We start from the raw sequence: 13,346 nt of genomic DNA on the forward strand, positions 1-13,346 counted from the left end.
GCCCGCTTCCTGGCGCGCGAGGCGCTTACTTGCCGCGCTTGGGCGTGGCCGGCGCCTGGCCGATCTGCGCCTGTTGCGCCTGCAAGGCGTCGATCTGGCGTTGCAGGTCGCGCAGTTGCTGGCGCACGTCCTTCTGCTGGTCGGCCAGCGCGGTGGCTTCCTGGCGCGACTGCTCCTGGCGCGCGGCGACCTGTTCTTCCTGCTGCATGCGCAGGCTGCGGTCGGCCTGCAGCGTGCTCAGTTCGGCGCTGCGGGCGGCCAGCAGCTTCTCGGCATGGGTGTACTCGGCCTGCAGCTTGATGCGCTTGATGTCTACCTCGGCCAGGTCGGCCGACTGGGCGACGAAAGCGCGGTAGGTGGCTTCGGCCTGCTTGTCCGACTTGGTCTTGAGCACCCGCCAGAAATCCTTCTGCTGGAACAGGGCCACGTAGTAGGTCAGGTCGTCCGGCTTGAACAGCAGGCTGGCGCCGTACGTGCCGTTGTAGCTGGTGCGCAGCTCGGAGACCTGGCGGTTCTGGATCAGCCCCTGCAGCTCGGACACGGTGGAGGCCGGGCGCGCGGCGGGCGCCGGCGCGGGCGGGGTCACCGGCGTGGACGCGGCCTGCTTGTCCTCGACCTGCTGCACCGTGGGACGCGGGGGCTCGGATTGCGCGCTGGCGCAGGCCGCCAGGCCGGACAGGGCCGTACCCAACAGCGCCATGCGCGCAGCGGCACGGATAAAGTGGACGTTCATGCCTTCCCCAAAAAAATCGTTGCGGAACTATAGCAATTTATTTCGTTCGCGGCTGACGCGCTTACATGTGCCGCGCCCCCGCTGTCGCGCCCTAAGGGCCATTCCCTATTGCGCCTCATGAGGCCTCCACGATGCCGTCCGCGGTTTCGCCCTGGCCGCCGCCCAGATGCAGTTTGCGCATCTTTTCCCACAGCACCTTGCGGCTGATGCCCAGGGTATTGGCGGTGTCCTGGCGGCGCCAGCCGTTGACGTCCAGCGCCGCCAGGATGCGGGCCCGTTCGGCGCGTTCGGCATCGGTGAAGACGGGCGGTTCGCACTGCGTGCTGGCGCTGGCGCTGGCGGCGGCCAGCGCGCCCGGCCCGCGCAGCGGCTCGGCGAGCTGATCGAAGATGCGTTCGATGCGCGGCCGGTCCCAGGCCTGGAACTGGCGCCGCACGATGGCCACGCGCTCGGCCACGTTGGACAGCTCGCGCACGTTGCCGGCGTAGCGGGTGCGCGCCACGCGCTCGATCAGCCAGTCCGGCGGTTCGCCCTCGGCGCCCAGCCGTTCGAGCAAGGCGCGGAAGATCGCCGCCTTCTCATCGGGGCCGCGCTGCTCCAGGTTGGGAATGCGCAGCTCGATCACCGCCAGCCGGTAATAGAGGTCGGCGCGGAACTCATCCTGTCCCACCAGGACGCGCAGGTCCTTGTTGGTGGCCGCCACCAGGCGGAAATCGACCGGCACTTCCACCGTCGAGCCCAGCCGCGTCACCGCGCTCTGCTCCAGCACGCGCAGCAGCTTGACCTGCTGATACAGCGGCAGGTCGCCGATTTCGTCCAGGAACAGGGTGCCGCCATTGGCCTGCTCGAAGTAGCCCTTGTGCGCGCCCACCGCGCCGGTGAATGCGCCCTTGGCATGGCCGAAGAAATGCGCCTCGAACAGGCCTTCGGGGATGGCGCCGCAATTGACCGCCACGAACGGCCCGTCCGACCAGGCGGCGCGATCGTGCAGCAGGCGCGCGACGCGTTCCTTGCCCACGCCGGTCTCGCCGTGGATCAGCACGTTGCTGCGGCAGTCGGCGAACATGTCGGCCTCGGCCAGCAGCGCCCGCATCGGTTCGGACACCGCGATCAGCGGCTGCTCGCGGCGCGGCGCGCTGCGGCTGAACTGGTCCAGCGTGCCGAGCAGCTCGAACAGCAGCTTGCGCAGGTCCGAGGTGGTGAAGGCCAGCGGCAGCGTGTAGGAGTATTCGGGCGGGTAATAACGCGGATCGCGGCCGCGGGCCTCGGCCGCCACCCAGATCACCGGCATCGCCTGGCCCGACAGCCAGTCGTAGCCGCTGAAGCGGTTGTCGCCCATGACCGAGACCGATACCAGCGCCACCGCCGGCCGCGACGGATCGCGCGGCGGCGGGAAGGCGGTGCCGGCGTCGGCCCGCACCAGCGAGACATCCATGCCGGCCAGGCAGCGTTCGGCGCGGCTGGCGATGTCGGAGGTGCCTTCCCAGACGTAGACGTCGAACTCTTCGCGCGCGAATTTCTGGGTCATGGCGACCCTCGCGCCGGCCGGGGTTGGGCGGAAATCATGGGCTTCATCATCAGTACACCAGACGGGGCTTGCCGCAGTCCACCGACAGCAGCGATACATCGGTTTGGCCGACGCTCAGGCCAAGCAGGTCCAACAGCTGCTGCAACAGGCTCGACAGCATGCCCAGCAGCGGCTGCAGCAACGTCACCACGATCGACAGCACGCCGCCCACCTGGTTGCTGCCGCTCAGCGCCAGCGTGGAAACGCCGTTGATGCGGCATTGGCGCAGGGCGTCCGGCGTGAAGGTCAGCGCGCAGCTCAGGTCGCCCAGCGGTGCAAACAGCAAGGAATTGAGCAGGTTGCCGACCACCTGCAACGTCCCGCCCAGCAAGCCGGTCAGGCCGCCGGTGGACATGCGCTGGCCCAGCTGGTTGAGCGCGGTCGAGGACCACTGCATATCGTTGACCACCTGCGAGATGGATTTGCCGGCATTGTTGCCACCGCCGCCCACCAGAGTGGTGGCCAGCCCCGTGCGCTGCGCCGGCGTGAGCGGCGTGCCAGTACCGATCAGGTCGCCCAGGATGCCGCCGACCACGGCGTCGGCCAGGTTCGAGGCCAGCGCCCCCAGGTTGACTGAAGTGGCCGTGACCGTGGCCGTGGAATTGGGCGACGGAGGCTCCGTCAGCGTGACCGAGACCGGCGCGGTCGAATTGAAGATCGGCAGCGTGACCTTGCTCGTGAGCGGCAGCAGATTCAGCACGTTCAGCACCCGGTAGGGCTGGATCGCCGCGAACGAGCTAGGCTGGCAACTGTTGGTGAGAGACAGGAAATTGTTTTTCAGGTCGTCGGTGTCCGAGGCCATGCCCGGGAAGCGCCCCAGGCAGATATTGGCCACCGAGGACGTTACGTCGATGGTGGCCTGCGACTCGGTCAGCGGCGCCTGGCACAGCTTGGAGACGGTGCCGGTGGACTGCGCCACGTCGATGATGATGGGCAGGTCGATCCTGGTGCCGAGCGTGTTGGCCAGCAAGGGTCCGACCAGCGGAATGTTGCTGGTGTTGGCGCGCAGATAGACCCGGATGCCGGCGCTGGTGGCCTGCGCGCCGACGCCGCCCACGCCGATGGAAGGCGGCTCGACGATGCGCGCTTGCGCCTGCACTCCCAGCAACGGCACGTTCAGGCCCAGGTTCACCAGGTTCTGCCCATTGGCGATCACCAGCGCCGTCTCCAGCACGTTGAGCGCATTGACGTTGGCCTGAAGGGCGGAATTGATGTCGCCGCTCGCGAGGTTCAGATCGAGCACGCCGCCATCGCCGAACAGTTTCACCGGAATGTTGACCGGCATCACCTTCAGCACCTCGTCGATGGCGCTGCCCAGCAGGCCGATGCCGACGTTGGCGGTGTCGCCGGCCTTGTTCATGACCGTCAGCGTGGCCTGCAGCAGCTGGCCCAGCGTCAGGTTGTTGAGCGCGGCCAGTTGCGCCGGCGTGCCGACGCCGGTGGCCACCGACACCGGCAGGCCCAGCGCTTCCAGCAGGCCGGACGGCGTGATGTTGACGCTCGCCAGGCCGGCGGCGTCAAGAATGTCCAGCTGCGCCGGCGTGGCGCCGACGGTGGCCAGCAGCTGCGACAGCAGGCCGCCCTTCTGCAGGCGCACCAGGCGCGAGCCGACCGTGAACACGGCCATCGGCCGCGTGCTGACCGCCACCGAGACCACCCGGACCGGCGCGCCGTCGACGACGATGTCCGGCAGCAGGCTGCTCAGGGTCTTGTTGACCGTGATGCGCAGCGCGTTCGGCGTCTGCCCGGCGGCCGGGTCGAACACGTACATGCCGCTGGCGTCGGCGCGCGTGCTGTCCCACACCTTGCATTCGACGGTGACGTCGTCCGCGGAAAACGTGTCGAGGATTGCGGGCACGTTGGCCAGCACCGCCGTCCTGCCGGCCTGCTGCGCCCGCGCGCAATCGGCCGGCGCGCCCAGGCCCAGCACCTGCACCGCCGACAGCGCGGCCAGGTCCGAGGCCTTTTGTATCTCGCGCTTCATGTAATAGGCATAGCCCAGCTGGGCCACGCCCAGCAGCACCAGGCCGACGATGACGGCGAAAACGATGGCCACGGTCATGCTGCCACGCTGTCGCACGGGAAACGCAGGACGTGAATGGGCTGGCATGATCGCGGCTCCGGGATTCGGTGGGACCGGCCTCAGTTGGTGTTTTCCGTTTCCACCCGCTTGGTGAACCATTCGGGAATCGGCCGGGTGAAGCTGTTCACGTAGCGGTTCCAGGCGGCGGTGGAGACCGCGCCCAGCACCGGCAGCGCCGCGCCCGCGCGGCGGCCATCGGCCTGGGCGGCCAGCAGGCCGCGCGTGATGTCGCCAAAGGCCTCGGGCGCCGGTTCGGCGGGGGCAGCCTGGGGAGCCGCCTGCGGCATCGGCGTCTGCACCTGCTGCACCACCGGCCGCGCCGGCATCTGCGCGGCCGCGGCCGGCGCGGCCGTGGGCGCCGTGGCGGGCACCGGGGTGGCCTGGGCCACGCCGCCGCCGCTCATGGCGCCGGTCAGGGGAGCGTTCGATTGCGCGCGGCCGGTCGCGGGCATGGCGGCCGCCAGGGCCAGCGCGAGGGAGAACGGAGCGAGGAAAAGGGTTCGGGGCATGGTTGTGGTTCCTGAGAGCGCGCTAGCGCATGATCGGGCCGTTGCCCAGTCTGTCCATCAAGGGGCTCATGACGGGCATCACGAAACTGTCGCCGCGCGATACGCGGGTGGACGCGGCATCGGCCGCCGGCGCGGCCGCCACCGGCGCCGTCGCCTGGCTGCGGATCTCGGATGCCAGGCGCAGCACCTGGCTGCGCGCCTCGTCGCCGAGCTTGGCCCGGTCCATGACTTGCTGCGCCCGCGCCGGTTCGCCTTCCACCAGCAACAGCAAGGCCAGGTTGGCCAGCACCTTGCCGCTGTCCGGCGCCAGTTCGGCGGCCTGGCCGAGCGGCACGCGGGCGCCGGCAGGATCGCCGGCCCGCAGGCGCGCATAGCCCAGGTCGCCCAGGATGCGCGGGTCCATCGGCGACAGCTTGGCGGCGCGCGCGAAATAATCGGCCGCCTGGTCGAACTGGCCGCGCGAACCGGCGATCAGCCCGAGCCCGTGCCAGCCCTCGGCCGCCTGCGCGGTGCCGATCAAGGCGCGGTACGCCTGTTCGCTCGACGCGGTCTGCCCGGTCTGGCGCAGCGCTTCGGCGCGCAGCACCGCGATGCGCGGATCGTTGCCGAACTTCTGCTGGAACGCGTCGATGTATGCCAGCGAAGCGAAATAACGCTCCTGGCGCTGCGATTCGGCGATCATGGACAGCATCATTTCCGGCTCGGCCGGCTTGCGCCGGTTCTCCGCCTCGTCCTCGCGCTGGCGCATCAGCGCCTGCTCCTGCTGCTGTTGCTGGATCAGCTGCCAGGCGGTCTCGGCGTTGTTGGTCTGGCAACCCGCCAACGTCCCCGTTCCCGCGGCCAGCGCCGCCACCAGCATCCAACGCCCCGCGCGCCGCGCGCTGCCACGCGCCCTTCCCATGCCGCCCGCCATCACATGCCCCCCATGCGCGACAAGCCGCGCAATACCGCCACGAAGCCCGCGCCGCCGGTCACGATCAACAATGCCGGCAGCAGGGTCACGATCATCACCGCCGTCATCTTGACGGTGGTCTTGCCCACCTTTTCCTTCAATTCGAGGCGGCGCTTCTCGCGCAGCCGTTCGCCGAAACGGTTCAACGGTTCCTGCACCGCGCCGCCGTGCTGGTCGACCTGGGCGATCAGGCGGCAGATGGCCGACAGGTCGTCGTTGTCGAACCCCGCCGCCAGCCGCGCCAGCGACTGCTCGCGGGTGCGGCCGCGCACATACAGTTCGGACGCCAGCCGCAGCTCGTAGGCCAGCACCGGCAGCACCTGGGCGAATTCCTTGATCAACACCTGCAGGCTCTGGTCGATCGACAGGCCCACCCCCTGCAGCAGCCGCAGCAGGTCGATCAGCAGCGGCAGTTCGTTGGCCGCCTGCCGGCGGCGCCGCGACACGCGCCTGCGCACGAACCACTTGGGCAGCATGTAGCCGATGGCGAAACCGAAGAACGCCGCCACGAACAGGCCCAGCGACGAGCCGCCGATGCCGCGCCCCAGGTCCAGCGCCACCGCCGCCGCCGGCAGCAGCAGCGCCAGCGTGAAGCGCGCCACGATGAAGCGCAGCCGCGCCGTGCCCGGGTTCTCGTAGCCCGCCAGGTCCACCAGCTTGCGGTCCTCGCCAGCCAGCAGGGCCTCGGCGAAACGGCCTTCGCTCAGGCGCTTGCCGAACGAGTCGGCGGCGCGCGTGGCCGCCGCTAGGCGTCCGCCCTGCGCGCCGTCGGCCGGCGCGGCGGCCAAGGCCGGGACGCGGCCCTCGCGCGTGGCCAGGGCCTGGTCCACCACCTGGCGGCTGCGGTCCTGCCCGCGCAGGCGCCGCGCCAGGCTCAGGCCCAGGATCAGCATGGCGGCGGCGACCAGCATCAGCGCCACCGCCAGCACGGTCGAGACATTCCAGGATTGGATCGCTTGCATGGGAGCGCCCTCAGATGGCCTTGGCCATGCGATACAGGATGTACGAGCCGGCCACCTGCAGGCAGACCGCCGTCAGCAGCATCTTGAAGCCTAGCGGGTCGACCCACAGGCCCATGAAGAGGTCATTGTTGGCCACCATGATGAAGCCGGCGATGCCCAGCGGCAGCAGCGCCAGGATCCAGGCCGACAGCCGGATCTCGGCCGAGCTGGCCGACAGTTCGGCGCGCGCCTGGCCGATATCGCGCATGAACGCCGCCATGCGTTCGAGCACCTGGTCGCTGCGGCCGCCAAAGCGCAGCGCCACCGAGACCACCGCCGCCACCATGATAGAGCTCCTTCATGTCGTACTGGCGCGAAACCTGCACCAGCGCGGCGTCCAGTTCCTTGGCCGAGCGGCTCAGCGCGGCCGCGGTCTCGACCACTTCGCGCAGCGGCTCGTCGGTGCTGGCCGCCGCGGTCTGGAAGGCCGCCGCCATGCTGTTGCCGATGGTGACCAGGCGCACGATGTTGTCCAGGAAAGCCGGCAGTTGCGACACCCGCCGGCGTTGGCGCCGGTCGGCGCGCAGCCATAGCAGGAAATAGGCGAACACCGCCAGCAGCACCAGCGTCACCAGCCCGGACAGCCAGCCCAGCAACGTCCAGGCCAGCAGCGCACCGGCCAGGATCGGCAGCGCCAGCCTGGCGTAGAAGGCCGGGCTTTGGCGCACGCCGCCCTGCAGCAGCAGCATGTCCCAGCGCGAAAAGCCGCTGCGCAGGGCGCGCGAACCCTGCGCGAAAGGCATCTTGTCGCTCACCGGCGCGCCGCGGCTGCGCCGCAACTGGTCTTCCAGGAACGCGGAACTGGCGGCCCGCCGCTGGCCGCTGTTGGCGTGGCGCCACAGCAGTACCGCCGCCAAGGCCAGCACCAGCGCCAGACCCGCGACCACCCCGGCTTGCAGCATCAGCGTCTCCTGCTCCAGAAGCCGCCGCCGTCGGGTTCGGGCGGCGCGTTGTCGACAGGCCGCTGTTCATTGCGCAGCCTGGCCAGCTTGGGGGTGTGCGGATGGATGCCGAGCCAGTTCCAGCGGTCCTTCTCCTCGCCCTCGGGCGTGGCGAAGGCTTCGTGGCGGTACAGTTCCTGGGTCGAGATCACGTTGTCGCCCATGCCGGTGACCTCGGTCACCGACAGCACCCGACGCTTGCCGTTGGACAGGCGGCCGATCTGCACGATGAAGTCGAGCGCGCTGGCGATCTGGCGCCGCAGGCTGTCCTCGCTGCCCTGGAAGCCGGCGAAGCCCGCCAGCATCTCGATCCGGTACAGGCATTCGCGCGGCGAGTTGGCGTGGATCGTGGCCATGGAGCCTTCGTGGCCGGTGTTCATGGCCTGCAGCATGTCCATGACCTCGGCGCCGCGCACCTCGCCCACCACCACGCGGTCGGGACGCATCCGCAGGCTGTTGCGGATCAGCTCGCGGATGCTGACCGCGCCGCTGCCGTCGAAGCCGCCCTGGCGCGATTCCAGCCGCACCACATGCGGGTGGTTCAGCGACAGTTCGGCGGTGTCCTCCACCGTCACCACGCGCTCGGTCTCGGGGATGAAGAAGGCCAGCGCGTTCAAAAGCGAAGTCTTGCCCGAGCTGGTGCCGCCGGACACCAGGATGTTGCAGCGGTTCTTCACCGCTTCGTTCAGCAGGCGGTAGATTTCTTCGTCGAAGGTGCCCAGCGTCAGCAGGTCGGCCGGCTTGAGCGGGTCCTGGCGGAATTTCCGGATCGACACCATCGGGCCGTCCACGGCCAGCGGTTCGATCACCACGTTCAGGCGGCCGCCGTCGGGCAGGCGCGCGTCCACCATGGGACTGGACTCGTCCAGCCGGCGGCCGATCGGCGCCAGGATGCGGCGCACGATGCGCAGCACGTGCTGGTTGTCGGTGAAGCGCAGCGTCTCGCGCGCCAGCACGCCGCGGCGCGACACGAACACGTTGTCGTAGCCGTTGATCAGGATGTCCTCGACCGCGGGGTCGGCCAGCAGGTCCTCCAGCGGCCCCAGGCCGGCCAATTCCTTGGTCAGGGCCTCGGCGATCTGCCGCATTTCGCCTTCGTTGATCGGCACGCGGCGCAGGCGCACGAAGCTGGCCACCTCGATGTCGACGAATTCCTGGATCGCCGAACGCGCCCAGCGGCCGAACTCCGCGCCCAGCTCCTCGATGCGCGAGAGCAGGTGCTCGTAGGCCGCCGTCTTCACTTCCTGGAAGCGGTTGGACGACGTGAAGCCCTTGTCGCCATCGCCGCCGAATTCTATGGTCGCAGTCATGATCATGTCGGTTCCGCCGCCGTCCGTTACTCGACCACCATGCGGCGATGCACGCCGGGCAGCCAGGTGGCCAGCCAACTCGCCCGGCCGCCGGGGGTGTTTTCTTCCGCGCTCAGCTTCTCGGCCAGCGCCTGCACCGCGCGCACGTAGATGTCGCGCTCGGCCTCCTCGTGCAGCAGGTGCCCCTGGTTGGTACACACCATCAGCGCCAGCGTGCGATCCGGCAGCGTGCCGACCAGCTCCAGCTGGAAGCGCTCGGCGATCTGCTGCGCCGTCATGCCGTAGCGCTCGTCGTAGCGGTTGACGATCAGGCCCAGGCTGCGCCGCTCCACGTGCAGTTGCTCCAGCTCCTGCAACAGTCCGGCCAGCGACACCAGCGCGCCCACGCTCTGGTCGGTGACGATCCAGTTCTGCTGCGAGGCGCGCGCCAGCCCGGCCACGAATTCGGGATTGGTGAAGCCGCCCGAATCGGCCACCACCACGCCGAAATGCTGGCGCATGCGCTCGAACACCAGCAGCGAATCCGATTGCGACACGTCGCGCATCTGGCCCAGGTCGCGCGGCAGCGCCAGCACGCTCAGGCCGTTGGGGGTATGCGACATGGCCGAACCCAGCAAGGTCGAGTCGAGCCGCCGCAGGTTGCGCGCGGCCTCGGCGAAGTCGAAGTCGCCGCCGATGTTCAGGTACAGCTGGCAGTCGCCCACCGGCCAGCCCAGGTCCATCAGGGCCACCCGGCTGCTCAGCGGCAGATGGCTGCCGGCGTCGGCCGCGGGCTTGGCGGCCTTGGCGCCCGCCGCCGCTGCGCGCGACAGGTGCTGCTGCTTGAGCCGGTCCTGCACCATGCCGGCCAGGTGCACCGCCAGGGTACTGGTGCCCACGCCCGGACGCGCGCCCAGCAGCAGCACGCTGCGGCGCGAGCCATCCATGCGGCCGCCGCTGACCGGCACGTCCAGCAGCCGCTGCACCACGTCCTTGACCTCCTGCGGCGCCACGGTCGGGTCGACGAAATCGCTGACACCGGCACGCAGGGCCGCGATGGCGCCTTCCGGCTGGCTCAGCAGGCCGACCGCGACCCGCGGAATCGCCGGCGCGATGCGGGCCAGCAGGCGCGCCAGTTCGGCCGACTTGAACAGCTTGCCCGGCTCGTCCTCGCTCAAGGTGAAATCCAGGAACACCACCTGGGGTTCGATCTCGGCCAGGCGCCTGCCCAGTTCTTCGACGCCGGGCACTTCCTGGGTCAGCAGGCCCATGTCGCCCAGCGCCTGCCCGAGCTGCGCGGCGACGCCGTCGCCCTTGGAACAAAATAGAAACCGGTTGCCGTTCTGCAAGCCAACCCACTCCCTGGCATGTGTCTTCATATCGCTCACCGTGAGAAACCCGGCATTTGCTGCCCGCCGACGGGGCCCATCAGGTAATAGCCCCAAGCGTTGAACGCGGTATCGGCCGCTTCCTGTTTGGCCCCCGGCAACGGCAACGTCACGCCGCGCGCAATGGGCCGCACCAGGCGCGGCGTCACCACGATGACCAGCTCGGTATCCTCCTGGGTGTAGTCGACACTGCGGAAAAACGAGCCGATGATGGGCAGGTCGCCCAGCATCGGCACTTTGTTGACCAGCGCCCTGGTCTGGCGCGACACCAGGCCGCTGACCACGAAGCTTTCGCCATCGCCCAACTCGACCGTGGTGTCGGCGCGACGCGTGCGCAGGGCCGGGATCAGCGTGGTCGAATTGGTGCCGTTGGACACCGCGATGGCGTTGCTGTAGTCCAGCTCGCTGGCTTCCGGCGCCACCTTCAACGCAATCCGCTCGCGCGACAGCACCGTGGGCGTCACCGTCAGGCCGATGCCGAACGGCTTGAACGTCACCGTGGTGGTGCCCAGGCCGCCGGCCTCGGGAATCGGCAGCTCGCCGCCCGCCAGGAAGCTGGCGCTCTGGCCTGTCAAGGCGACCAGCGTCGGCTCGGCCAGCACGCGCGCCATGCCATTGTTCTGCAGCAGGCGCAGGCGGGCGCTGAAGTCATTGGAGTCGTAGAACAGCGAAAAGCCCGAGGCCAGGGCCGCTCCCTTGTTGAATCCGAGCGGCGCCGGGAAGCCGTCCGGGGTGATCGAATTGGTACTGCCCCACGGGCCGCTGCGGCCGGCGAAACTGATGCCGGCCTGCTTCATCACCGAACGCGACACCTCGACCACCTTGACTTCCACCTGCACCACGCCGCCGGTGCCGGCGGTCGATACGTCGACCACGTTCTTGTCGCCCACCGCCGCGCCGGCCGCCGCCACCGAGGCCTGGTGCGTCAACGGCGATTCGGCCTGGCCCGACACCACCGCGCGCTCACCCGCCACGTCGACGTTGGCGCCGCCGGCCACACCCCGTCCGGCCATGACCTGCTGCACGTTGCTCGCCACCCGCACGGTCCAGACCTGCGGCGCGGCGTTGGCGCCGGTCCAGATCTGCAATTGGGTGGTGCCGGCCTTCTTGCCATACAGCAGCACCGACGCCTGCCGCTTGCCCGAGGCCGCCAGCACCTTGACGTCGGCGACATCCGGATCGCCGATGGCGATGCGGACCGGCGCGCCGTCCAGCATGAGCGCCTGTTGGCCCTTGACGGCAACCGCGATGTCGCGGGCCGGCGCGCTGGCGCCCGCCGCCGGGGAGGTCTGCGCCAGGCTGGCCGCGCCGCAGGTCATTGCCGCTGCGGCCGACAGGACGCAGATCAGGGTGGTGCGCTGAAATCTCATCATTGTGCTGGATCTGGTTTGACAGGTTAGGTCCAGCCGCGGGCGGCACCTGGCCACGCGCAGCCACGTTTCAATAGCGCACGCGCTCGGATTTGTCTCCTCGCAATATTTCGACGCTGCGCCCGCCGCCACCGCCGGTGGCGCGGACCGCCGCGGGCTTGGCCGCCGGCGTCGTGCCCTCGAGCTGCGCCAGGCTTTCGCCGGCGTAGGCGCGGTTCGGGCCGCTCTGCAGCAAGGCGCGCTGCTCGGGTGTCAGGTCCGGCCGCGGCGGCAGCACGGCGCCACGCTGCGCGAACAACTGCGTATCGGGCCCGCCGTCATCGCCGACCGGGCGCAAGGCCAGTTGCAGGCGGCCGGAGCGGCCCGCCAACAGCAACTCGCTGACCTGCTCGACCGGCACCGCCAGCACCGCGGTCCTGGCCGGCTGGCCCGGCGGGCCCGGCAGCGTGCCTTTGTCCTCGGGGCCGTCCACCGACGCCGTGCCATAGGCCAGCACGCGCACCCGCGACTGCAGCAGCCGGGCCTGTCCGGCCTGGATCTCGACGCCCTTCTCCAGCAGGAAGAACACGTCCACCAGGTCCCCCGGCGCGATGCGGTTGCCGCCGCCCACCACTTCGTCCACCGCGATCGCCACCGCGCGTTCGCCCGGCTTGAGCTGGCGGCCCAGGCCCTGCGCCAGCATGCTGGGCAACAGCGGATCGCCCGCGGCGATATCGACGCGGGCATAGGCGCCCTGCAGCGGCGCGGGCGAGCTGTAGCTGCCCGACAGCGCCACCTGCCATTGGTCCACCTTGAGCATCCTGGCGCCATCGATGCGGGTGCCGGCCGGGATCGCGGCGGCAGCCACCACCACCGGATAGCGCTTGGCCGGCGGCTCGGCCGGCGCGCTCGCCTGGGTGGCGACCGGGCTGGCCGGGGCCGGTGGCGGGGGGGAAGGCTGCGAGGCCAGGCGCCACGCCACGAACGCCAGCACCAGCCCCGCCGCCAGCAACACACCCGCGATGATCTTGCTCAGGCTGCTCATGGTGTCCCTTGCGAAATTTGCACGATGGCCTTTGATGACAGGCGGGTCGGAATCCAGTTCTTGTCCGTCCCGGGTAACATGGCAATCAGGGCCTGGAAGGTCGACAGCACCGGCCAGTCGTCCACCTTGAAAGCCATGGTGACCGTGGCGCACGTCGCCGTCTTGCCCTCCGCCCCCTCCCAGGAACATTGCGCATTGGTGGTCGAGCATGCCACCGCCGATCCGGCGCCGAACACGCTCATCGCCGCCGCACAGGCCACGGTCGGCACGTCCGCCTGGCCGGCGAAGCGCGCATGGACCGCCGCGCGCGCGCCTTCGGACGCGGCCGATGCCAATTGCTGCTGCATCCAGAACAGCACGCCATAGCCGACCACGGCGCAGACGAACATCAGCAGCATGGTCACCGTCAGCGAAAACTCGAGCGTGGCGATGCCGCGTTGGACACGCCGGCGGCCGCGGGGCTCATCGGGATCGCGGTGCCTGTCCATG

General features: G+C 69.8%; 11 protein-coding genes and 1 pseudogene. All 12 read right to left on the minus strand.

Annotation, left to right across the window (positions count from 1 at the left end; all coding sequences use genetic code 11):
• Positions 1-25 precede the first annotated feature (25 nt).
• Positions 26-733, minus strand: coding sequence for a DUF2968 domain-containing protein (locus AC6CR5_RS11680; protein WP_026383344.1), 708 nt, complete (start codon positions 731-733; stop codon positions 26-28).
• A gap of 115 nt (positions 734-848) precedes the next feature.
• Entirely contained in the window at positions 849-2,261 is a 1,413-nt protein-coding gene (locus tag AC6CR5_RS11685) for a sigma 54-interacting transcriptional regulator (protein ID WP_498085649.1), read from the minus strand.
• 49 nt (positions 2,262-2,310) lie between these two features.
• On the minus strand, positions 2,311-4,410 hold the full coding sequence (locus AC6CR5_RS11690) for a pilus assembly protein TadG-related protein (protein ID WP_498085650.1): 2,100 nt from the start codon (positions 4,408-4,410) through the stop codon (positions 2,311-2,313).
• Positions 4,411-4,442: 32 nt separating this feature from the next.
• Positions 4,443-4,892: a DUF3613 domain-containing protein gene (locus AC6CR5_RS11695; RefSeq protein ID WP_047991400.1), complete on the minus strand. Its 450-nt coding sequence runs from the start codon at positions 4,890-4,892 to the stop codon at positions 4,443-4,445.
• Positions 4,893-4,914: 22 nt separating this feature from the next.
• Positions 4,915-5,793, minus strand: coding sequence for a tetratricopeptide repeat protein (locus AC6CR5_RS11700; RefSeq protein ID WP_054483033.1), 879 nt, complete (start codon positions 5,791-5,793; stop codon positions 4,915-4,917).
• Between the two features lie 11 nt (positions 5,794-5,804).
• Positions 5,805-6,806 carry a type II secretion system F family protein gene (locus AC6CR5_RS11705; protein ID WP_024069805.1) on the minus strand — a complete coding sequence of 334 codons (1,002 nt, stop codon included), beginning with the start codon at positions 6,804-6,806 and terminating at the stop codon, positions 5,805-5,807.
• Positions 6,807-6,816: 10 nt separating this feature from the next.
• A pseudogene (locus tag AC6CR5_RS11710) lies at positions 6,817-7,747 on the minus strand (type II secretion system F family protein).
• Complete coding sequence (locus tag AC6CR5_RS11715) at positions 7,747-9,102, minus strand: TadA family conjugal transfer-associated ATPase (protein WP_006387776.1); 1,356 nt, start codon at positions 9,100-9,102, stop codon at positions 7,747-7,749. Before AC6CR5_RS11715 ends, AC6CR5_RS11710 begins: the two are co-directional and overlap by 1 nt.
• Positions 9,103-9,122: 20 nt before the next feature.
• On the minus strand, positions 9,123-10,463 hold the full coding sequence (locus AC6CR5_RS11720; RefSeq protein ID WP_045953278.1) for a MinD/ParA family protein: 1,341 nt from the start codon (positions 10,461-10,463) through the stop codon (positions 9,123-9,125).
• Positions 10,460-11,836 carry a type II and III secretion system protein family protein gene (locus AC6CR5_RS11725; RefSeq protein ID WP_498085651.1) on the minus strand — a complete coding sequence of 459 codons (1,377 nt, stop codon included), beginning with the start codon at positions 11,834-11,836 and terminating at the stop codon, positions 10,460-10,462. The genes AC6CR5_RS11720 and AC6CR5_RS11725 overlap by 4 nt, the downstream gene beginning before the upstream one ends.
• Positions 11,837-11,903: 67 nt before the next feature.
• A complete protein-coding gene (gene cpaB, locus AC6CR5_RS11730; protein WP_110059388.1) occupies positions 11,904-12,857 on the minus strand; it encodes a Flp pilus assembly protein CpaB in 954 nt (317 codons plus the stop codon).
• Positions 12,854-13,345, minus strand: a complete 492-nt coding sequence (locus AC6CR5_RS11735; protein ID WP_006387772.1) for a TadE/TadG family type IV pilus assembly protein — start codon at positions 13,343-13,345, stop codon at positions 12,854-12,856. The genes cpaB and AC6CR5_RS11735 overlap by 4 nt, the downstream gene beginning before the upstream one ends.
• Position 13,346: the final 1 nt, after the last annotated feature.

It is taken from the genome of Achromobacter sp. EG18, from assembly GCF_059759395.1.

Coding starts and splice junctions, on each gene's coding strand:
- AC6CR5_RS11685 (WP_498085649.1), bottom strand. CDS start 2,261: ATGACCCAGAAATTCGCGCGCGAAGAGTTCGACGTCTACGTCTGGGAA.
- AC6CR5_RS11705 (WP_024069805.1), bottom strand. CDS start 6,806: ATGCAAGCGATCCAATCCTGGAATGTCTCGACCGTGCTGGCGGTGGCG.
- AC6CR5_RS11690 (WP_498085650.1), bottom strand. CDS start 4,410: ATGCCAGCCCATTCACGTCCTGCGTTTCCCGTGCGACAGCGTGGCAGC.
- AC6CR5_RS11735 (WP_006387772.1), bottom strand. CDS start 13,345: ATGGACAGGCACCGCGATCCCGATGAGCCCCGCGGCCGCCGGCGTGTC.
- AC6CR5_RS11695 (WP_047991400.1), bottom strand. CDS start 4,892: ATGCCCCGAACCCTTTTCCTCGCTCCGTTCTCCCTCGCGCTGGCCCTG.
- AC6CR5_RS11700 (WP_054483033.1), bottom strand. CDS start 5,793: ATGGGAAGGGCGCGTGGCAGCGCGCGGCGCGCGGGGCGTTGGATGCTG.
- AC6CR5_RS11680 (WP_026383344.1), bottom strand. CDS start 733: ATGAACGTCCACTTTATCCGTGCCGCTGCGCGCATGGCGCTGTTGGGT.
- AC6CR5_RS11715 (WP_006387776.1), bottom strand. CDS start 9,102: ATGATCATGACTGCGACCATAGAATTCGGCGGCGATGGCGACAAGGGC.
- cpaB (WP_110059388.1), bottom strand. CDS start 12,857: ATGAGCAGCCTGAGCAAGATCATCGCGGGTGTGTTGCTGGCGGCGGGG.
- AC6CR5_RS11725 (WP_498085651.1), bottom strand. CDS start 11,836: ATGATGAGATTTCAGCGCACCACCCTGATCTGCGTCCTGTCGGCCGCA.